Genomic DNA, 21,779 nt, shown 5'->3' on the forward strand with positions numbered 1-21,779 from the left:
ATATACTACAATAGTCCGGACTATTTTGAGATGGTATTCTGAAACCCTTGATTTTCCGTTAGGAAGTCGATTGTGCAATCGCCCTGAAACCCTTATTTTACGCTGGGCAATCACACACTGTCCGAAGCATTGATAGTAGCCTAAATCTCAAATCTAAAATCTAAAATCTCAAATTGGATGACTTCAATTTTTCCCGATACAGCGTTCTCTGTTGCCGGACTAACATCATACCTGCAAGACTTGTTGGAGGGCGATCGCCACCTGCAATCAGTTTGGCTGACAGGCGAAGTGTCGAACGTTTCGCACCACCCCAGCGGCTGCTTTTTCACCCTGTGCGACACCGACAAAAGCGCTGCGATTCGCTGCGTGGTGTGGAATTCTCAGCGACAAAAATTGGTGCAAATACCGGCAAAAGGCGAACAGTTGCTGGTTTTGGGAAGCATCCGGGTTTACAAAAATCGCGGCGAGTACCAGTTGACTGTTGTGCAATCGCTGCCGGCTGGGGAAGGGTTCCAGGCTTTGCGGCTGCAGCAATTGCGATCGCGCTTGGATGCTGAGGGTTTCTTCGATCCCGCCAGAAAGCGCCCGATTCCCGCACACCCGCAAATTGTCGCCGTGGTGACATCCGATACCGGCGCTGCTTGGGGAGACATTCAGCGCACTCTAGCGCAAAGATATCCGGGTTTGCGGGTGTTGCTGTCGCCGACTTTGGTACAGGGAGAATTCGCTGCTGCTGCCATTGCTAGGGCGATAGCCCGGGTAGAATTGGACGGTAGGGCTGATGCGATCGTGTTAGCGCGGGGCGGCGGTTCTGCGGAAGATTTGGCTTGTTTTAATGATGAGAGAGTTGTCAGGGCGATCGCGAATTGTGCGATTCCAATTATCACCGGTATCGGGCACGAAAGAGACGAATCTCTCGCCGATTTAGTAGCAGATAAACGAGCCCACACTCCCACTGCGGCGGCTGCTCAAGCTGTACCAATTTTGGCAGATCTTTACTTTGAACACAAGCAGCGAACGATCGATTTAGCAAACGCTGTGCGGGCAAGATTTCAGACAGAAGAAGAACATTTGCAACTGTTACAAAATCGATTAAAACGTTTGCCTGCGACATCCCGAACTTTGCGGCAAGCAACTGGTAAACTGGAAGTATTGCAAGAAAAATTATCCGCCCTAAATCCGGCGGCGGTATGGCAAAGGGGGTATGCGGCGGTAATCCAAAGTGACGGTACGATCGTCCGCACAACTGACGGTTTGGAATTGGGAGAGGAATTGACTGTGAGGTTGAGTCGGGGCGTGCTGAAAGTTAAGATTGTAGAAGTATTGGATGCGGAATAAAAGTTATGATAGATTCGCAGTTGCGCCAGTCTGGCTGGAATTATGAGGAAACGGTCGATCGAATTGAAGCGATTATCGATCGGGTGGAATCGGGAGAATTGCCTCTAGAGGAGGTTTTCGAGCAGTTTGCGGTGGCTGTCAAGTGCTTGCAGGAGTGCGAAAGCTTTTTGGCGCGGGGGAAGGAACAGATGGATTTGTCGATCGAGCTTTTAGCTGCGGAACCCGATTTTTAAGCCCCATTCACATTGACAACTGTCATTCCTATGTCTTTCACAAGCAACAAGCAGAAATGTCTTCTGATTCAATTCCAGGATATTTATCCAGCAGTTCTTCCAGTCTCATTCGGCTAGCGACAAAGGCAACAATCAAAAAACCCCCGATGCGACGATCGCGAATACATAGTTTACCAAAGCAGATATGTTAGTCGATCGATCTAGGAATCCTAAAAGCGAGACAATCGAAGAAAAATTCGGGCAAGCGAAGGAAAGATTTGGTCTCGCTTGAGTGATGGCAAAACTTGATAATACTTCCCCAACCGAAGAAGGAATCGCTTTTTTAATCATAAACCTTATCCCGGAATTGAGAAGGTTATTGTGGTTTTTTTTGTCAATTTGCATCAATAACAACTTGCTCCAATGCGGCGACAATAAAAAATTAGATTCTGGCATCATAACGACCAGAAAAACTTAAATTAGCGGCTTGCTGGAATTAGCGATCGAGCTATTTTTGAGCTTCGTTTACTTATTCAGCAAGCCCTAGTTAAATACAGAAGACCGAGATGATTTAATCAATCGAACTTCGATATGAGATCGCTCCCAATATCCTCAACATCGCGCAACACCCGGAAGGCATACCCGCCTAAGCCAAGTATGAACATACAGAGTCCGCAGCTAGCGTAAAGCAGCGCGATACCGGCCCCTGTCCCAGTCCCGAACAGCCAGCCAAAAACAGGTGCAAGACTGCCTTGTGGCATCATCGCCGGCTCAAAAACACGATCGACCAACGGGCCTGCGATTAAGTAACCAAAAGTTGAAGCAACCAGTAAGCTTACAGAACGAGTGGCAAAAACCCGCCCTTGCACCTCCGGTTTAACCTTAACAAGCCAGATAACGTCAGCAGAACTGCCTAGCAGCGGGAAATTGAGAGACGAACAAAACTGAGCCAAAGTCCAAACCAACGGCGTTACTCCTAAGCCAAACACAGTTTTGCTCAAGCCCGCACCTGCCATACCGAGCAAAAAGCCGTGTATCCGGCGCTTAGGGCCGCCCCAAGCACTCACAGCTAACGCCCCAACAATACCGCCCAAGCCGGCAGCCGAGACGGCCAGACCCAATATTCTGGCATCGTTACCAGTACGTGCCAAAATCATCGGCGATCGCAGTGTAGCGCTCAAATCGTGAACTAGCCAGAACAGCGATGTTAATACTAACAGCGCCAGCAGACTTGGGTGCGCGGCAATGTAGCGGAAGCCAAAACCGATTTCCTGTTGGATATTTTTGAAACTAAAAGGGGGCGTTTCTGTGAGGGTGGGTTGCGGAATGTGTGCGAGCAGTAACGTGCCGATCGCGATCGCAAAAGTAGCGATATCAACAATCAAAATCCCTCTCAAACCCATTACATAGTAGAGAGTACCAGCCAGCGCCGGCGCAACAATCTTAGAACTATAAATTGCTAGAGATCCCATACTACTAGCGCGACTGTACTGCGACTCTGGCACTATCATTGATATCGATGCTTTGTAGGCAAGCTCTTGGAGTTGCTGAAAAATACCGTTGACAGCTACAGCCAGATATAAATGCCATACTTGCAGATTGCTCCCTAGATAAAGCAGTAAGATAGTAATAGTTAATAGACCAGCCACCGTGTCACCAACTGCCATCAATAATTTACGATTCCAGCGATCTACAATTACCCCCATAAAGGGAGCAGTTAATAATTGCGGCATTTGTGCAAAGAAACCAAATAAGGCTAATGCTGTTGCTTGACCCGTGAGTTCCCATACCCAAATAGTGAAAGCGAAGCCGGTCATGCTAGAGCCAATTAGAGAAACTGTTTGACCGCCCCAGATCAGCAGGAAAGTTCTGAGGCTATTTGAACGAAATTTTTGGAACATTATTTTTTATTTACAGTGCAACAGCGGAAGAAATTTGGTAATTGGTGATTGGTGATTGGTAATTGGGATACAGGGATTAGACATATTTCTCTGATTACACGGATTAAACGATCGTCCGTGTAATCCGTGTAATCAGAGAAATCCGTGTCCGTAATTGGTAATTGGTAGTAAAAGTAGGATAGCTGGAGCGATCGCGCGTTACCCATCACCAAAGTTAACTGTTAACAGTTACAGCACTTGTCAGGTAAGTGAGGTACATAAAATTAGAGGTAGGGACACGGCATTGCCGTGTCCCTACGGAGATCTTAATCCTCAGAAACTCTTCTCAAAACCAAGGCCATTCTGCGATCGGAGAAAATTTTTGAGGTTCAGCTACGATCGCGGAAATTTGTCGGCTTGGTTCCCGCCGCTGAGCTAATCTCCACTGTCGCCTGCGCCAGAGTACCAGACCAGTGATTGATAGCAATGTCGGCGTCAACCCGATGAAAACGTAGAGGATGCGTGTTGTCAACCCCCCGAAAGCACCGATATGTACCGGGAACAACAAGTTTATAATCTGGGATGCCACAGGGGCTGTAAAACCATTTTCTACCCGCAAAACTTCTCCGCTGTACCGATCGAGATAGACGTTGCTGCTACCGTTCGGATGGATCTCTCCGACCAGTTTTTTACGCACTGCGAACGTCCCCTGCGGTTTGCTGGGAAAGGTAATGTAAATGGTTTTTCCTGGTAACGCCAAGTCCGCTTTTTGTAAAATAATATCTGCTGTAACTGGTGGCAAATTTGCCAGCATAGTTGATGTTAACTCGGGGGTTTTTGGCGTGCCGGCAATCGAGTAAATCGCGCCTTTAAACTGGGTGTGAAAAATCATGGCTGTGCCGGTGGAGGCGATCGCAATCAGAAAGACACAAGATAAAATCCCCCCGACTTTGTGAAGATCGTAGTTAATTAGCTGAGGCGCAGAACGCCACCGGATTGCGAAGCCGGCCACCAGCTTTTTCCAACCAGGCCACAAAATGATTCCAGTTACACTCAGCAGCAGCAACAGCAGTCCGCAGATACCAACAACTGTTTCGCCAAATTTGCCTCCCAGAAGGCTGACATGGAAGTTATAAATGAAACTCATCACAGTCCGGCCCCACTGCTGAAAACCCAGAACTTCTCCCGTGTAAGGGTTGAGATAGACGTAGGCAAAGTCGCCGCTGTTTAACAGCATTCTCGCTGTATAGACACTATCTAACGCGCGAGGTAGCTCGAGGAAATTAAGCTGCCAATGGGGATAAGCTGAGCGGATTGTATCAACTACAAACTGTACAGATACCCGATCGCCCTGCGGGATAACTTGGAACATCTGGGGATTGAGGAAAACGTCGATCTCTTTCCAGAAAACCAATGAACTGCCAGTTAAGCTGACGATCGCCAGCAGGATTCCCACCATTGCACCTACATAGCGGTGCAAAACTAATGCGATCGGGCGCAATTTCATAAGTACCTCACGGTGCATTATTGATACTTTGAACGGCTCGATCCGGCCCAGAAAACACCTCGCGTTCTGCTAAGTGAGATTCAATTTCTGCGCGCGATCGCCAAACCGGTCGCAAACGTTGACTCGCCAATAGCTGCAACTGATCGCCACCTTGCGGTGAACCAAGCATCGTCGAGTTGCCGTAGCTGGTGAGTACCATTGCCCGTACTGGATTGGAAAACTCGACCGCCGCCACGTAACTATCGCCTTCAACAGCTCGAAACCGATTATCTTGGGTGGGAGCAAAACTGAGTTCCCGAAAAATACCCAAGTTGTTAGGCCCTCCACTTGCGGGCAAATCCGCAGCGCCGTCGCGCAACCGGAAAACATCTCCCCAAGGCACGTCCAGGGCTCCATAAGCAGCTTCTACCTTGGTGGCAGCAGCAGCAAGGGCCGCAGCAGCAGCAGCGGGATCTGCCAAACCGTCGGGCGTAGTCATTGGCAAGTCTTCATTCCAAGGAGTAGCAAACGAGATAGGGGAACCCATCTCTTGAACCCAAGCAGCAAAAAGTACCGCGCCGCGACTATCCGCGTCCGCCTTGCGATCCCAGACAGCCAGCACGTCAGCGGCACGGCGGGCTAATTTATTTTCCTGCTGCTGGGTAGCCGCGATCAGATCGTCAAGCAAGCGATCGGCTAATTCCATGTGCGTTGAGTGCTTGTACTCAATCATTTCTTCAAAGGAGATTTTTTCATCTGCCATCAGCATCCTCGCAGAACGCTGAGCTCTAAAAGACATCGGGCCGCGAGACGACATATAGGGTGGGTAATCGTCGGGATCGATCGCCTGCGGAAATGTTGTTGTCCAAGGTGGATCGTTTGCATTTTGCAACCAGCCGCTAGGGGGATCGATCGCGCGCGGCAAATCTTGATAGGGATGAATTTTCGTCCACAGCGTACTTGATGTGTCGCCAGGGATCGATCCCTGCCAGTATTTAAAGTCTCCGCCGGGCCGCATCGGAACTTGACCGTTGAACAGGTGCATAATGTGTCCGTCTCGATCCGCGTACAGCACCGTGAACATGGGAATCTGCAAGGGTGCGATCGCCGCCTCAAATTGAGTTAAATTGTGCGATCGCGCCATATTCCACCACTGCTCGAGTGCTAAGGGTCGATCGAGGCCAACAACGCGCAGCGCCACAGCCTTACCCTCTTTCTGGGCAACAACCGGCCCGTAAATAGAACTTCGCACCGTCAAGGGTTCCGAGCGCCGAGAACCGCCATCCTGCTTGACTTCAACGATTTGTTGTTCTGTTTCAAAGGCTTGGATTTTACCGTCTAAGCGGTAGCCACCATCTGCCAGCGTCAGTTCGTAGGCATCCCAGCCATCATGTCGGTTCACCGTGTGAGTCCAGCCGAGGGAGTCATTGAAGGCAATTGTCAGTACCGGGATGCCAACCAACGAGGCCCCATAAGCATTGATCCCTGGTGCTGTTAGCTGTGATTCAAACCAGAGAAATAAGTCTGACCAGGGGAGGTGCGGATTAGCCAGCAGCATCGCATTGCCAGTGGCAGAATGGGAAGGTGCGATCGCCCAGCCATTAGATCCGAGAGAACTATCATTAATATCGTTTTCGGTTGCACCGGAATTATCTAGAGGACACGGCAGTGCCGTGTCCCTACCCGGATTAATTGTAGGGACACGGCACTGCTGTGTCCTGGCTGTGGGTAATATTAATTCCGATGCTACGGGATTTGATGTAACGCCCTTGACTTGCTGAGGATTAACCACAAACGTGAAGTTCAGCACCCGCTGAGTGTGAGCCAGCAAGTCTACCCCATCAATTGGCAGCACGGCTTTAAGTTCATTGTCGATCGCATCGCCATGTTCTGCGGCATAACTATTAATTCCAGCAGCAAAAGCATCGAGATAGCTGCCAAAAGTTGGATTTTGTGCATCGTACCAAGAGCGAGCGCGAATAGGAATTCCCATAGTTCGTACCCACCGATCTGATTCTAAATATTTTTCTCCCCAGTATTCTGCTGCTCTGCCTCTGGCCTGTCCGTAGAGGCGCAAAATCAGGTTGCCGTGACTTTGCATCTGTGCCCAACCAAAGGCGCGGAAAAGGCTTTTGGTATCTTTGGCATAAACATGAGGAATTCCATAAGTGTCCCAGAGAATTTCAGCACGAGTCGGAGCGGCGGCAAAACTATATTGACTTGCGAACAAGACAAGGATCAGGCCGAGAATAAACGGTAAAAGTAGGGAGGATCTACTTTTAATAAAAATAGCTGATTTTGAGACATTGAAAAACATTTTTACCTAGCCATTTTTGAAAAAAAGTGAAACTCAAAAATTCAGCATACTGTTGGCAAATAAAATCTTGCGCCGGCTGTCGGTAAAAGCCTGTCTGCCGTGCAAAAATCTTGAATTGTCAATCATCACTAAATCACCCGGTTGCCACGAGATTGCAACGGTCAGTCTATCCATAACTTCCTTGATTTCATCGATGGCTGCATCGGGAATCGGGGAATCATCTTCAAAAATTACTTTTCTAGTTCTTTGTTCGTTGATAATACCGTTAGCAAAAGAGTCGTCATTACCGTACTTTGTTTTAACGACAGCAGAACAAACATAAGCTAGAGTCACAGACTGGTCGTTATTGATTGTGTATTTGACACCTTCAAAACTGTTGAGAGCTTTTTCGACATCAGCTAGGGTAGCATTTTCTCCTAAAAAATGCTTCCAGTTTGCCACAGGTATATTGTGAATAAACTTGTTTTTTTGAGTCAAAAACAACTGCTTTAATTCTTCACTTAATTCTGACCAGACTTGTACGCCGTCCCAAAATAAAGTTTCGCCACCATCGGCGGCCGGCACATCACAACAAAACCAAACGGCATCGGGTCGTAAAGGAGTAGTTGCGCCTTCAGCATGAGGAGCGATATATCCCATTCCTTCGTTTACAAGATGGATGGCTCCGTCGCTCGAATCGGCCCGAATTTTGACATCATCGCGAACGAATTTAGAGCTAAATTGTTCGGCAAATTTTTTAAACTGTTGCTGGTGAACGGCAAATCCTCGAAAAAGAATTAAACCGCATGATTTAAACAGTTCCCTAATTTCTGTTATCGAAAGTTGAAAAATATCTGAGCCAGTGTCGCCACTCTCAACGATTTTTCCTGTATTGATTCCCAGTGAATTCATTTTAATTAAGCCCTTTTTTCGGAATTTACTGTCAGTTACTTTAAAGTATTTTTGCAATACCAAAGAAACCTGTTTTTTACTGAATTTGTGTGCGGTCATATCATGTCCGATCGATTGATCGTAATATCCCGGCCGGGCGGGTTTTTGAGATTGGAGATTGTTGGCAGATATTGGCAGGTTTACCCGCCCCTACCTGATGAAGGGGAATCGACCGGACATGATATCACGTGTCTTTTCGCAATACCAAAGAAACCGGGTTTTTTACTAAAGTTGCGGGTGCAAAGAAGTATTTTATTCCGTCAAACCCGGTTTCTGGGTTCCCATTACCAATTGAGAACGTAGCGGAGGCTAAGGCTGCGACCCCTAGACGCAAATCTTTCGGAATTATCAAAACCGCCAGAACGTTGAAGCTGGACTGCGAAATATTGGGTGTCCAACAAGTTTTCGATGCCAATATTTAACGTGCCCGGTCCAACCTTAACACTGCCGATATAGTCCACCACCAAATAGTTGTCGATGCCCACAGGATCAACTTTTTTATCAAAAGCCCGATCGCGATTCCCGATATAAACAAGTTGCAGTCGGTTGCGCCAGCCTGGGGTAGTTTGGTGTTGAATATAAGTCGTCAGCTTCAGCGGTGAGATAATGCTGCTATTGAGAGGCAAATAGTCTCCATCTTGATTGACATCATTTTCACCTTCTTGCCAAGTTGCAGTGCCGCCGAGTTGCCATCCCCCTCCCGGCTGCCAGTCTAGAGTCCCCTCAACACCGTATATCCGCTGTGGCGCGCGGTTAATTCCTATGGGAAAACCGCGATCGTCTAATACAAAACTTTCACCCAATTCGGAGGTATTGTAAAAACCCGAAATAGACGCTTGTACTTGTTCCCAGTTGCCGCGCACCCCAATTTCGTAGTTGTCAACTCTTACCGCTTCTAATTGTTGAAAATCGCCCCCAATCGAAAATCCTGCTGGCGGACGGCGCAGGAGATTTCCAAAATCTGGTATGCTAAAACCTTGAGCAAAGTTACCAAACACATTAAATGTGTCTGTGATTTTATAGACAGCACCGGCATTAAACACGGTGCTATTAAAGTTCAACTCTCCACCTTCAATATCTGCATTGCCTGGGAAGGTAGTGTAGTCGTCAACACTGAAACCGACCCGCTGGTGGCGCAATCCGCCAGTGACTAAAAAGTTATCGCTAATATCCCATTTCACCTGAGCAAACAAACCTAGCTGGTTGAGGTTATAAGCCGGGATTTCAACGCGCTCGTTAATTTTACGGTAAACTCGACCGCCGCTTTCGTCGAAAGCCACAGGATCGAAAATATCTTGCACGACAGTGTTGTACTCTCTGTCATAATCAACTCCCCACAGTAAATTAGCTGCTGTAAATATAGGAGTTTCAATTTGCAAGCGACCGCCCCAATTTTGATGTTCTACTTGTCCAAAAGTAATATTTTCAAAAAAAGCCTCTCGAAAATCTCCTGGGAAGAAATTTAGAGTATTGTACCGATAGTAAGCTTGAGCCTGAAGACTGCTGCCAAAAATCCGATCGTTGGTGTAGGTGAAGTTAAGCAGAGTATTTTGATCTCTTGGGGGGGTAGAGTCAATAAATTCCAGTTCTCCTACTTTTAAAGCGCGGGCTTTTTCGGTTCCGGCGGGGCGGCTGTTGACGCTCAAATCGTTGATATACTGGTTGCCGACTTGGCTGGAAAGGTAGTGATTGAATGTTAGCTGTAAGCGCTGTTTAGAATCTAGGTTTACTCCTGCTTTAGCTAATACATTGAAGGTAACGCTTTGATCTAAGGGGCGATCGTTAAAAATGCGATCGCCTTCAGCATCATAAAAAGTGCCGGTGCTTTCTCGCGAGAAGGAAAAGGCGTAGTTGTAAGCGCCCTCTGTACCCGATATGGAATGCGCGATGTAGTTGCCAAAACTGCCGCTTTCTAGGAAGCGTCGGTTGCCGGCGGCAGCAGTCAGACCTACTTCTGACTGTTGCTCCAGCCGATTTTCGCTCGGCCTGCGGGTAATAATGTTGATCGTCCCGCCTGTGGCCTGACTTCCGTAGATCGCATTGGGGCCGCGAACAACCTCAATTCGCTCGATCGCATTGGGAGCAAGAGTTTGCAGCCCCCGGGGTTGAGTATTTGTGGTCAGGGGTACGCCGTCAATTAAGACAGAAATATTGCGACCGCGCAAGTTTTGCCCAAATTGATTTCTCGATTGAGTCGAAGCCCCTAAGCCTGGAACCTCCCGACCGACAATATCTTGCAGGCTTCGCGACACGGGAGTTTGCTCCTCAACCTCAGCACGGGTAACTACTGTCACCGAGCGCGGTATATTTTGTATAAGTTCTTCGGTGCGCGTGGCGGTAACGACGATTTCAATTTGGTCAGAATTTTCAGGAGTCACGCCCAGAACTAAACCGCGATCGCTTTTTACTACTTGCGCGGGTGGTGCTGCTTTCTCTCCGGTAACGGTGACTCGGATGCGCGAACCTTCAAGCTGAGTTACTGTCACCTCAGCAATTCCTCGATCGGGATTTTGAGCGCGAAATTCCTCACCCGACGGTAAAGCTAGTTGAGCATTTTCGATGTCGGCGATCGCACTTTTGCCTTCTGTTCTGATAACAGCTTGCAGCAATTGACCCGCTTCAGTTTCTAAGATGACTTCCAAACCAGCCCCAGTAGGGTTTAGCTTTACCCCTGTTACTTGTACGACTGATTGAGAGATTTGCACAGCATCAGAAACAATAAAACTTGACGGCGATTGCTGAAGTAATCCCTCAACACTGGTGCTAGGGCGATCGATGTCGTTGAGTTTTGGTATGTCTGCTATTGGTTCAATCTCAGGATTAGGAGAAGCCCGATCGCTATGAGATATCTCCAATAAACCTTGTGGATCGGGCATCCTGCCTGCTTTTGAGGAGCTTTTTTGGATATTTCTATTGTATTCTGAAGCAACTGTCAAGTCTGAATAGAGTTTTTGGGATCGGTTTTCTGTATTGTGCTTGACTTCTAACTCCTCGCTTTCAAATGAGGGCTTTTCTGCGATCGGTTTTTGGGACGGGATGACAGAAGCGATCGCCCACCATTGAGTGCGATCGTCGGCTGTTGAGGGATTTACCGAACTCGGATCGGGGGCGATCGCGGGCGCAGCTTCAGCAGAGTCGGAGTTAGCGCTGTCAGAGAAACTTCTTGGCCCTGCCGCTGCTACTGGCATGATACCAACGCTCAGCAGTGCAACACATAAAAAAGGTACACGCAGTTTCATTTTCATTCACACCACACACTTAAAAACTTGAGCTGCTACACCATCTGTAAGAGTGAATGCACCGATGGAGATGCACTCCCGACTTGTACTCTGCTGAAAATCTACTCAAGCAAACACGAAAACTAAGCCTGTCAGTAACAGGCGCAGCTATCTGTGGTCGCAGTTTGAATCCAGTTTCTTGACACGAGCGGCGGTGCACTCGGATCGCGGTCAACAACCCAGCGATTTATCACTAATCATTTGCAGTAGCCTCATCAAAATAAAATAAGGGTGCTGCTAATGTCAAGCAATAAGTCAAATTTGTTTATTGCTAATTTTTATCAAGTTTTATCAAGCTGCACGCTGGCCTGTGCTGGCGATATTGGGCGCACTGCCGTCTGCGTGCCTGACTTCAAGCTGCGAACACCCTACAATTGGTCGATTGACGGCATGGTTCCGCTTTGGGTACTGCCAGGTAACTTATGAGTGTTGAGGGATTGCTTTAAAAATAATTATCAATTACTACTTGCAAAATCGATATTTTAGACTTACAGTGTGGAAGCTAATCAAGAACTAATGTCAATAAGTTCGAGCAGTAGCTAAAGAATAACCTTTTGAGAGAAGATCGCGGTCATCGGCTTTGCGATCGCAAAACTCAAGATTTTCGGGTTGCAATGAGTGCAAAAAGTAGAATGGCTCAACTTTTCAAGGACTTTCGAGAAATCTCTAGTAACAGTTCGACAGGTGTAGACTTGTTGCGCTACAGGTGTCTGCACCAGCCTGACCAACTAGCTTTTACCTTTCTGGAAGACGGAGAAACAGAAAGCGATCGCCTGACTTACAGCGAATTAGATCGTCGCAGCCGAGCGATCGCAGCTCAACTTCAAGCTTTAGGTGCTAGCGGCGAACGCGCCTTATTGCTTTATCCGCCAGGACTAGACTATATTGCGGCTTTTTTCGGATGCTTGTACGCTGGGGCGATCGCAGTCCCGGCTTACCCGCCCCGCAATCAGCGCCACGCAGCCCGACTTCAGACGGCCGTATCAGTTGCAACCGATTCCCAAGCCGCGATCGCCCTCACCACAACAGCAATTTTGCCCCAAGTGCAATCCTTGCTGGCAGACAAAATAGGAACGATACACTGGCTCACTACCGATACAATCCCCCCCGGAATCGAAGACACTTGGCAAAAACCCTCAATTAACCCAGAAACCTTAGCATTTCTGCAATATACATCGGGTTCCACAGGGACACCCAAAGGCGTAATGCTCAGCCACCGCAACTTGCTGCACAACGCCGGCATGACCCAACGCCTGATGGGACATTCCCACACCAGCAAATTCGTCTCCTGGCTGCCGATTTACCACGACATGGGACTGATTGGCGGCGTACTCCAACCCCTGTACGGCGGCTTCCCTTGTATCATGATGCCCCCCGCATCTTTTCTACAAAGTCCCTACCGCTGGCTGAAAGCTATTTCTCGCTACCAAGCCACGACTAGCGGCGGCCCTAACTTTGCTTACGAATTTTGCGTTCAGAAAATCACCCAGCAGCAGCGAGAAACCCTCGATTTAAGCAGTTGGAACGTTGCATTTAACGGGGCTGAACCGATTCGGCGCGATACCTTAGAGCGCTTTGCCGCAGCTTTTGCACCCTGCGGCTTCCGCTGGGAGGCATTCTATCCCTGTTACGGGATGGCAGAAGCAGCTTTGATGATTTCTGGGGGTCTGCACGCAGCACCGCCGGTCATCAAAACAGTTCAGGGAGAAGCACTTGAGAGCGATCGCGCGATCGCCGCGAGTACACAAAGTGAGAACGACCGCACATTAGTAGGTTGCGGTCAAACTTTGCCAGACCAAAAAATTGCGATCGCGAACCCTGAAACCTTAACCCGCTGTCAACCTGACGAAGTTGGTGAAATTTGGGTATCAGGGCCGAGTGTGGGTGTCGGTTACTGGAATCGCCCCGAGGAAACAGAACGGACATTTCGCGCCTATCTGTCAGACACAGGTGAAGGGCCGTTTTTGCGAACAGGCGACTTAGGCTTCTTGCAAGATGGAGAACTCTTTATCGCGGGTAGGGCTAAGGATTTAATTATCATTAGAGGTCGAAATCTTTATCCTCAAGACATTGAACTAACGGCAGAACGCAGCCATCCGGCACTGCGATCCGGTGGCGGTGCAGCATTTTCGGTGGATGTAGAGGATGAGGAACAGTTAGTAGTCGTTCAAGAGGTGGAATTTCGGCAGAAACCGAATGTGGAGGAAGTCACCGCAGCCATCAGAAGTGCGATCGCGCAAATCCACGGTATCCAAGTTTATGCTGTCGTGACGATCGCCGCCGGCACCATTCCCAAAACTTCCAGCGGTAAGATTCAGCGCCGCGCTTGCCGAGCAGATTTTCTCTCAGGCAACCTGAAAGTCATTGGCAGCAGAATTTTAGAGGATTTTCAAACAGTTGAAAACGAGGTGCGTCTAACTCCCGAACAGGCGATCGCAACACCGCCAACTGACAGGGTACCGCTGCTAACATCTTACCTCCAGCAGCAGATCGCTCAGGTGCTAAGAGTTCCCCGATCGCAGGTAAATCCGCAGCAGTCGGCAATCGCACTAGGACTCGATTCCTTAAAAGTCTTTGAATTACAAAACCGAATTGAAACCGATCTCGCTACAACAGTGTCCGCAGCCGAACTCTTCGAGAGTTCCAGCCTGTCTCACTTAGCAGCGCAATTGTGCGATCGCCTCGCCACCGCTACCCCTAGCGTGCCGCCGCTGCTGCCTGCACCCAGACAAGCAGAATTGCCCTTATCCTTTGCCCAGCAAAGGCTGTGGTTTCTCAATAGCTTGCAGCCTGGAAACCCCTTTTACAACATTGCTGTCGCTGTACAGCTCAAAGGGCCGCTGAATGTAACTGCACTCAACCAAAGCTTTAACGAAATCTTGCAGCGACACGCCGCTTTGCGAACAACTTTTACCGCTGTGTCGGGTCAACCGGTGCAAGCGATCGCCCCAACTTTAACTTTAGCGCTGCCAGTCATAGATTTGCGATCGTTCCCAGAAACCAGCCGGGAAGCGGAAGCGCAACGCCTAGCCACTCAAGAAGCTCAGCAACCTTTCGACTTGACAGCAGGGCCGCTGCTGCGAGTCACGCTGCTACAGCTAGCCGAAGCTGAATACACCATGCTGCTGACAGTACACCACATTGTCGCTGATGGCTGGTCTATGGGAGTGTTCATTCAAGAACTGACAGCACTGTACAGGGCCTTTTCCAGCGGTCAGCCTTCCCCCTTAACTCCTCTGCCGGTTCAGTATGCTGATTTTGGAATCTGGCAGCGCCAATGGTTGCAGGGAGAAGTGCTAGAGTCTCAACTCGCGTACTGGAAACAAGAATTAAGCAACCTAACCGTGCTGCAACTGCCGACAGACAATGCGATCCCAGCTATTCAGACCTTCCAAGGTTTGCGACTGCCGTTCTCACTGTCAAAATCTTTAACGGATGCGCTGAAAGTGCGATCGCAGCAGCAGGAAGTATCCCTGTTTATGACACTGCTAGCAAGTTTTACAACTTTGCTGCACTGGTATAGCGCTCAAGACGACATTACTGTAGGCACGGATATTGCTAACCGCAACCAAGCGGAGACTCGGCAACTGATTGGATTTTTTGTCAACCAATTGGTATTGCGTACTAATTTATCTGGGAATCCCACATTTGATGAGTTACTGCACCGCGTGCGCGATCGCACCTTGGCAGCTTACGCACATCAGGATCTGCCTTTCGACAAGTTGGTGGAGGTTTTGAACCCTGAACGGACTTTAAGCCGTACACCCTTGTTTCAAGTCAAGCTGGTGCTGCAAGCACCGCTACCGCCTTTGGCGCTTTCGGGTGTGAGTGCGACCGTCTGCGAGGTGGACAGCCAAACCGCCAAGTATGACTTGCTGCTAAATCTGACGGACAGCGAGATCGGTTTGACGGGGTGGATGGAGTACAGCACGGATTTGTTCGCAACTGCTAGCATCGCGCGGATGCTGTCGCTTTTTGAAACGCTTTTGAATGCGATCGCGGTTCAATCAGAGGTGAAGCTGAGCGTTCTCAAAGAACTGCTAAATACTGCTGACAAAGAGTGGCAAATTGCTAAAGAACAAGAACTTAAAGAAGCTCGCCTTCTCAAGTTTAAAAATGTTAAACGCAAAGCAATTGAACAATTAGCATGATGAAAACTTTTGCATCAGATAAATTTAAGAGTCAACTGCCCCCGCTGCGATCGCGCCGAACTATTAGCGCGTCTTCCGAAGAGTTGGTAGAGCGTCAGTTTCTTAAGTCAGACCAATTGCTGCCTCTAGTCATCAGCCCCACTTTAGAGGAAGTAAATCTTGTAGGTTGGGCGACGCAAAATCGGGATTTTATAGCAACAGAGTTAAAGAAATGGGGAGGTTTACTTTTTCGGAATTTTAAAGTCAGCGATGCAACCCAGTTTGAGCAATTTATTGCGGCTGTTTCCGGGGAATTGTTGGAGTATCGAGAACGTTCTTCGCCCCGCAGTCGCGTCAAGGGCAATATTTATACTTCCACTGATTATCCGGCGGAGCAAAGTATTTTCCTGCACAATGAGAATTCATACCAACACGCATGGCCGATGAAAATTTTCTTTTTCTGCCTGAAAAGTGCGACGGCAGGAGGAGAAACGCCACTGGCTGATGTCAGGAAAGTATTGCAACGCATTGACCCTAAAATTCGCGATATCTTCGCACAAAAACAGGTGATGTATGTCCGCAATTTTGGCAGTGGCTTGGGGCTGCATTGGCATGATGTTTTTCAAACAACTGATAAATTAAAGGTAGAAGAGTATTGTCAAACTCGTGACATTGAGGTAGAATGGAAAGATGGCAATTGCTTGAGGACTAGACAAGTTCGCCACGCTATTCTCAAGCACCCTAAAACAGGTGAAAAAGTTTGGTTTAATCACGCTGCTTTTTTTCACATATCAACTTTAGATTCAGCGCTCCGCGATTCTTTGCTGGCAGACTTTAAAGAATCGGATTTTCCTAACAATACTTATTACGGAGATGGTACTCCTATTGAGCTTTCTGTTTTAGATGAAGTGCGCGAAGCATATCGGCAGGAAACTGTGACTTTTCCCTGGCAGGAAGGGGATATTTTAATGCTGGATAATATGTTAGTCGCTCACGGGCGATCGCCTTTTGTTGGTTCTCGCAAAATTGCGGTAGGAATGTCTGAAACTTACAGCTATAGTCCGACAGTCCGACAGGGGTTGAAACCCCTGCCTCATAGCTAAAGTCGGTTAAAACCGACTAAAAGATAGCTATACCCTTTGTCTTTCGGCGGTTAAAACCGCAACTACACAAACAAAGTCAGCCTACGCTGACTAAAGAATAATATCAGGTTCGGTTCAATAGATATAATTCCTGTAGGGGCGGGTTCACTAATAATAATTGCCGAAAACCGACAATCTCATAAACCCGCCCGGCCGGTTCTTATAAGCAATTAATCGAACTTGATATAAAGGGGGTATTGAAGCCGGATTTAGTAGAAAATTCAAGGTTCAGCGTACATAACTATTGATTGAAATACTTAGGTGCAGAGGTGCAGATATGCAAAAAGAAATTATTACAGGGTTTCGACTTTCACCGCAACAAAAACATCTATGGTTGTTGCAACAAGTTGAGTCTAAGTTGCCTTGTCGCGCTCAGTGCGCTGTGGAAATTCAGGGAAATCTTAACAGGGAAATTTTCGAGGCCGCTTTGGAGAATGTGTGGCATCGCCATGAGATATTGCGGACTACTTTTCGCTGCTTGCCGGGAATGGATCTTCCTTTGCAAGTAATAAGCGATCGCACCATTCCATCAATTTCTCAATATTCTTTGAGCGAGCTAAGTCCGCCAGAACAAGAGGCTAAAATTGAGGAGATTTTTGAGGAGATAAGTCAACAGCCTTTTGATGAGGAAGGGCAGCTATTGCAGATAGTTTTAATTGAACTTTCCTGTGAAAAATACCAGCTAATTGTTAGTTTGTCGGCTCTCGGGGCGGATACGTTAACGCTAGATAACTTGGTGCGTAAAATTAGCGAAGCCTACGCTGCTATTGGGCAGAAAAATAGCTTATTTGAGGCAGAGATTCAATATGCTGATATCTCGGAAATTTTCAATAATTTAATTGAGTCTGAGGATACAAAAGCCGGAAAAGATTATTGGCATAAGTTGGAGATTTCTGACCTGTTTGCCGGTCAGCTAGTAGGAGAAAAAGAGTTAGATCGAAAAAGCGGATTTACGCCAAAAAAACTCGCGGTTAAAATTCCGCAGGACTTGACAGCAAAAATTGAAGCGATCGCTCAAAACTCTGATACTTCTGTTCCTACATTCTTGCTAACTTGCTGGCAGATTCTCCTCAGTCGGCTGACAGGAGTATCAAACGCGATCGTCGGCACTTATTGCGACGGTCGAACCTATGAAGGTTTAGAGTCATCCTTGGGGCTATTCGCCAAATATTTACCCCTAACTTGCCAGCCGTCAGATAGCTTAGAATTTAGCGAATTTTTACAGCAGGTTAGCGAATTAATTGGCACTAATTATGAATGGCAGGAGTATTTTACGCCCGAACAAATTACAGCCGCAACTGGCAAGGGCGCGACTGACTCTTTCATTCCGTTTTGTTTCGAGCTTGAGCCACCGCTGCCCAAGTATTCGGCTGGTGGTTTATCCTGGTCAATTGCTAAGCGTTCCGCCTATATTAGTAGATTCAAAGTAAAACTTTCTTGCCTTTGTCAAGATGATGCTTTGATTTGCGAGTTTCACTATGATGCTAACTTATTCCAAGTAGCAGATATCGGCAACTTGGCGGAGCAATTTCAAACTTTGTTAGCAAGCGCTGCCAATAATCCGAAGGCGACAATTAGCGAGTTAGCGATTTTGAGCGATCGCGATCGCCAACAACTGCTAGTTGAGTTTAACCATACAAAAACGGCTGGCACAATTGATAAATGCGTTCACCAGTTATTTGAAGAACAAGTAAAACGGACACCCGATCGCATCGCCGCTGTGTTTGAAAGCCAGCAACTAACTTACGCTGAACTCAACGCGCAGGCAAATCAACTAGCCCGTTACCTACAGCAACAGGGAGTAGGCCCAGAGGTGCTGGTGGGGATTTGCGTAGCGCGATCGCTTTCAATGCTTGTCGGAGTTTTGGGCATTCTCAAAGCCGGCGGCGCTTACGTTCCCATTGATTCAACCATACCGCGCGATCGCCAAGCCTTCATTCTCACAGATAGTCAGGTGCCGATACTGTTGACTCAGCAGCACTTAGTCGCCGACTTGCCAACCAGCGGAATTCAAGTAATTTGCCTGGATGCGGATTGGGAAATCATCGCCTCTGAACCTGCAGAAAATCCAACCTGTGAAGCTAATTCTCACAATCTGGCCTACGCTATCTATACTTCCGGCTCAACTGGAAAGCCCAAGGGAACGTTAATTCTGCACCAAGGACTCACAAACTATCTCACTTGGTGTACGCAAGCCTATGCAGTCGAGGCAGGAACGGGGACGCTAGTTCACTCGCCGCTGGGATTTGACCTAACTGTTACCAGCTTGTTTTCACCGTTGCTAGTGGGGAGTCGAGTAGAACTGCTACCGGAAAACCAAGGCATAGAGACGCTTTGCACTGCCTTGCGCCGCAGTTCTAACTTAAGTTTAGTCAAAATTACCCCCGCGCACTTGGAGTTACTGGCCCAGCAAATACCGCCCCAAGCCGCCGCCGGTTTGACCCGCGCTTTCATTATCGGTGGCGAAAATCTGCTGGCTAGCAGCGTCGCTTTTTGGCAGGAAAATGCTCCCGATACGTTGCTGGTGAACGAATACGGGCCAACGGAAACGGTAGTTGGCTGCTGCGTTTATCGGGTTCCAGGCGGCGAAAAGCTTTCAGGGTCAATTCCGATCGGTCGCCCGATCGCGAATACTCAGCTTTACGTGCTCGATCGGCACTTGCAACCAGTACCCATCGGTGTTGCGGGCGAACTGCATATCGGCGGTTTAGGAGTGGCAAGAGGCTATCTGAACAGACCGGATCTCACTGCTGAAAAGTTTATCGCGAATCCGTTCAGCGATGAGCCTGGAAGCAGACTGTACAAAACGGGCGATCGCGCGCGCTATCGGCCAGATGGCACTCTGGAATTCCTCGGCCGCCTAGACGATCAGGTGAAAATTCGCGGCTACCGGATCGAACTAGGGGAAATTGAAGCGGTTCTCCTAGAGCACCGAGGGGTGCAGGAGGCTGTAGTTTTGGTTCAAGAAGATGGTAGCGATCGCCGTTTAGCGGCGTACATCGTTTTAAACCAGGAGTCACCGGCTGCGATCGGCGAATTAAGTGAATTTTTGAAAGAAAAATTGCCGGAATACATGATCCCGTCAGTTGTCCTGACAGTACCCCTGCTACCGCTGACTGCTAACGGTAAGGTCGATCGGCGATCGCTTTTAGCAATGGAAGCCGTCTCGCTGCGATCGGAAGTTGCGCTGGTTTTGCCTAGTAACTCTGTCGAAAGCGCGATCGCCAATGTTTGGCAAGAGGTGCTGCAAATAGAAAGGGTAAGCATTCACGACAACTTTTTTGATATTGGCGGTCATTCATTACTGCTTGCAGAAGTTCACCGTCAACTCCGGGAAATTTTGAATAAGGCAGATTTATCACTGATTGAACTATTGGAATATCCAACAATATACTCCCTAGCAAAACATTTAAGTGAGGAGCAAGAGCCAGAACTTGAATTTCAGTCTGTTCGCGACCGAGTTGACAAGCAAAAATCGGTTGCCAATCGGCAAAAACAACTCCGAATGCAGACGTGACGCAAAGAAACCGGGTTTCTTAGAAAATTCCCTGATATCAATTCCGGTTATATCGGAATGATTAAACCACAGAGGGCACAGAGGACACAGAGAAAGAGAAGAGAGAGAGGCATAATTCCGATGTCAACGGATTTGATATGACTCTCAACTAGATATCTACAAAGAAACCTGGTTTCCCCTCGGAAGTGCCTCAGTCCTCTCTCTCAATCCCTCTTCCTGCTTTCTTCGTCATAAAGCCCAACTACCAACTTGAGGATGACATGATTAAAACTGATGACGAAAATCTAATTCTCGCAACATCAACAGAGTCAGTAGATGACTTAAACTCTCAATTCTACGGCAGATTTCCTTATCCTTGGCGGCCTTTAAAGCTCGATCGGCTCTCCGATCCAGATTTTGAAACCATCATGCTCAATCAAGACCTCGGTAACTGGCAGCACAACACTCTTCCTAACCAGCCGAAAATTTGGGTGGCGGGATGCGGAACTAACCAAGCAGTTTTTACCGCATTGAAATTTCCCAATGCTACTGTATTAGGCTCAGACTTGTCAGCTCAATCGCTAGAAATAACCTCTCAGACTGCTGAAGAGCTAGGAATCTCTAACTTGCAGCTCAAACAAGAAAGCCTCAATCAAATTACTTACAAAGAGCAGTTTGACTATATAATCTGTACGGGGGTTATCCACCACAACGCCCATCCTCAAGAAACTTTAGCTAAATTAGTCACTGCTCTGAAACCGCAGGGAATTATGGAATTAATGGTTTACAATCGGTTCCATAGAATCATCACCTCTAGCTTTCAAAAAGCTGTGAGAATTTTTAGCAAAAGCACAGATTCATTGGGGGATTTTGAGTCAGAACTAGCACTGGCGCTTAAGTTGGTCAATGGGGGATTTTCTACAAAAAGTTTAATGACGAGTTTCTTAAATGAATACAAAGATGGCTCGGAATCTAAGTTAGCAGATACTTTAATTCAACCTGTCGAACACAGCTATACAGTTGAATCTTTATCTGAGTTAACAAACGAATGTGGCTTAGAGTTAGTATCACCTCGTATTAATATATTTGATATGGCGAATGATACCTTTTCTTGGAATACGGAATTTAGCGAACCTGACTTGCAAGAACGCTACGATTCTCTGCCCGATTTATCTCGCTGGCAATTGTCAAACCTTTTGCAGCTTGAAAGATCCCCGATGCTGTGGTTCTACGTCCAGCGGAAAGACTGCGATCGCCCTATAAAATCGGAACAGCAGATATGTGAAGAGTTTCTCGACACCAAGTTTCAAAAAAACAGTACCACGCAGCAAAGTTATCTGATGGGAAGTAATGGCAAATATAAACTTGCGCCTAATTCCCATTTTCCAAAATCTACCTTAGATACTGCTGTCAAAAAAATGCTCGATTCCTTCGACAGCAAAGTTTCCATGCGGGACAACTTTCAGCGGCAAGGCATAAAGACTGAGTTTCAGAAAGTTAATAAACTTCGGCTTAAACTTACTACGTCAGCCTTCCCTTATTTGAAGGCAATTCAGGCAGTATAAAAGGG

13 protein-coding genes and 1 pseudogene are annotated in these 21,779 nt (G+C 47.7%); 8 read left to right on the forward strand and 6 right to left on the reverse strand.

The window, feature by feature from the left end; translation table 11 throughout:
* Positions 1-177 precede the first annotated feature (177 nt).
* Positions 178-1,338: an exodeoxyribonuclease VII large subunit gene (gene xseA, locus QUA99_RS08385; protein WP_333235602.1), complete on the forward strand. Its 1,161-nt coding sequence runs from the start codon at positions 178-180 to the stop codon at positions 1,336-1,338.
* Positions 1,339-1,343: 5 nt separating this feature from the next.
* Positions 1,344-1,571 carry an exodeoxyribonuclease VII small subunit gene (gene xseB / locus QUA99_RS08390; protein ID WP_333235603.1) on the forward strand — a complete coding sequence of 76 codons (228 nt, stop codon included), beginning with the start codon at positions 1,344-1,346 and terminating at the stop codon, positions 1,569-1,571.
* A gap of 37 nt (positions 1,572-1,608) precedes the next feature.
* On the opposite strand, the gene QUA99_RS33075 is transcribed toward xseB, so the two are convergent.
* Positions 1,609-1,707, reverse strand: a complete 99-nt coding sequence (locus QUA99_RS33075; RefSeq protein WP_445250991.1) for a DUF433 domain-containing protein — start codon at positions 1,705-1,707, stop codon at positions 1,609-1,611.
* Positions 1,708-1,788: 81 nt separating this feature from the next.
* Between QUA99_RS33075 and QUA99_RS33080 the strand changes: the two are divergent.
* Positions 1,789-1,996, forward strand: a pseudogene (locus tag QUA99_RS33080) (transposase); the annotation flags it as partial.
* Positions 1,997-2,125: 129 nt separating this feature from the next.
* Here the strand turns inward: QUA99_RS33080 and QUA99_RS08400 are convergent.
* The 5 genes from QUA99_RS08400 to QUA99_RS08420 form a co-directional block, all read right to left on the reverse strand.
* Positions 2,126-3,451 (reverse strand): MFS transporter, encoded by a 1,326-nt coding sequence (locus QUA99_RS08400; protein ID WP_333235605.1) that lies wholly within the window; start codon positions 3,449-3,451, stop codon positions 2,126-2,128.
* Positions 3,452-3,776: 325 nt separating this feature from the next.
* Positions 3,777-4,937, reverse strand: a complete 1,161-nt coding sequence (locus tag QUA99_RS08405) for a PepSY-associated TM helix domain-containing protein (RefSeq protein WP_333235606.1) — start codon at positions 4,935-4,937, stop codon at positions 3,777-3,779.
* A gap of 7 nt (positions 4,938-4,944) precedes the next feature.
* Positions 4,945-7,146: an acylase gene (locus tag QUA99_RS08410; RefSeq protein ID WP_333235607.1), complete on the reverse strand. Its 2,202-nt coding sequence runs from the start codon at positions 7,144-7,146 to the stop codon at positions 4,945-4,947.
* A gap of 120 nt (positions 7,147-7,266) precedes the next feature.
* Positions 7,267-8,124, reverse strand: coding sequence for a TauD/TfdA family dioxygenase (locus tag QUA99_RS08415; RefSeq protein ID WP_333235608.1), 858 nt, complete (start codon positions 8,122-8,124; stop codon positions 7,267-7,269).
* Positions 8,125-8,447: 323 nt separating this feature from the next.
* Positions 8,448-11,402, reverse strand: coding sequence for a TonB-dependent receptor domain-containing protein (locus QUA99_RS08420; RefSeq protein ID WP_333235610.1), 2,955 nt, complete (start codon positions 11,400-11,402; stop codon positions 8,448-8,450).
* 279 nt (positions 11,403-11,681) lie between these two features.
* Between QUA99_RS08420 and QUA99_RS08425 the strand changes: the two genes are divergently transcribed.
* The 5 genes from QUA99_RS08425 (at position 11,682) to QUA99_RS08445 (ending at position 21,774) form a co-directional block, all read left to right on the forward strand.
* On the forward strand, positions 11,682-11,867 hold the full coding sequence (locus QUA99_RS08425) for a hypothetical protein (RefSeq protein ID WP_333235611.1): 186 nt from the start codon (positions 11,682-11,684) through the stop codon (positions 11,865-11,867).
* A 128-nt stretch (positions 11,868-11,995) separates the two neighbouring features.
* Positions 11,996-15,592, forward strand: coding sequence for a condensation domain-containing protein (locus QUA99_RS08430; protein ID WP_333235612.1), 3,597 nt, complete (start codon positions 11,996-11,998; stop codon positions 15,590-15,592).
* Positions 15,589-16,674 carry a TauD/TfdA family dioxygenase gene (locus QUA99_RS08435; protein ID WP_333235613.1) on the forward strand — a complete coding sequence of 362 codons (1,086 nt, stop codon included), beginning with the start codon at positions 15,589-15,591 and terminating at the stop codon, positions 16,672-16,674. The genes QUA99_RS08430 and QUA99_RS08435 overlap by 4 nt, the downstream gene beginning before the upstream one ends.
* A 316-nt stretch (positions 16,675-16,990) precedes the next feature.
* Positions 16,991-20,230, forward strand: coding sequence for an amino acid adenylation domain-containing protein (locus tag QUA99_RS08440; protein WP_333235615.1), 3,240 nt, complete (start codon positions 16,991-16,993; stop codon positions 20,228-20,230).
* Positions 20,231-20,490: 260 nt separating this feature from the next.
* Positions 20,491-21,774, forward strand: coding sequence for a class I SAM-dependent methyltransferase (locus tag QUA99_RS08445; protein ID WP_333235616.1), 1,284 nt, complete (start codon positions 20,491-20,493; stop codon positions 21,772-21,774).
* Positions 21,775-21,779 lie beyond the last annotated feature (5 nt).

It is taken from the genome of Microcoleus sp. F10-B2 (genome assembly GCF_036704965.1).
GTDB lineage: Bacteria > Cyanobacteriota > Cyanobacteriia > Cyanobacteriales > Microcoleaceae > Microcoleus.

Bases quoted from the DNA above. Each gene is read 5' to 3' on its own strand.
- xseA (WP_333235602.1), top strand. From the start codon at position 178: ATGACTTCAATTTTTCCCGATACAGCGTTCTCTGTTGCCGGACTAACA.
- xseB (WP_333235603.1), top strand. From the start codon at position 1,344: ATGATAGATTCGCAGTTGCGCCAGTCTGGCTGGAATTATGAGGAAACG.
- QUA99_RS08400 (WP_333235605.1), bottom strand. From the start codon at position 3,451: ATGTTCCAAAAATTTCGTTCAAATAGCCTCAGAACTTTCCTGCTGATC.
- QUA99_RS08405 (WP_333235606.1), bottom strand. From the start codon at position 4,937: ATGAAATTGCGCCCGATCGCATTAGTTTTGCACCGCTATGTAGGTGCA.
- QUA99_RS08415 (WP_333235608.1), bottom strand. From the start codon at position 8,124: ATGAATTCACTGGGAATCAATACAGGAAAAATCGTTGAGAGTGGCGAC.
- QUA99_RS08420 (WP_333235610.1), bottom strand. From the start codon at position 11,402: ATGAAACTGCGTGTACCTTTTTTATGTGTTGCACTGCTGAGCGTTGGT.
- QUA99_RS08425 (WP_333235611.1), top strand. From the start codon at position 11,682: ATGTCAAGCAATAAGTCAAATTTGTTTATTGCTAATTTTTATCAAGTT.
- QUA99_RS08435 (WP_333235613.1), top strand. From the start codon at position 15,589: ATGATGAAAACTTTTGCATCAGATAAATTTAAGAGTCAACTGCCCCCG.
- QUA99_RS08440 (WP_333235615.1), top strand. From the start codon at position 16,991: ATGCAAAAAGAAATTATTACAGGGTTTCGACTTTCACCGCAACAAAAA.
- QUA99_RS08445 (WP_333235616.1), top strand. From the start codon at position 20,491: ATGATTAAAACTGATGACGAAAATCTAATTCTCGCAACATCAACAGAG.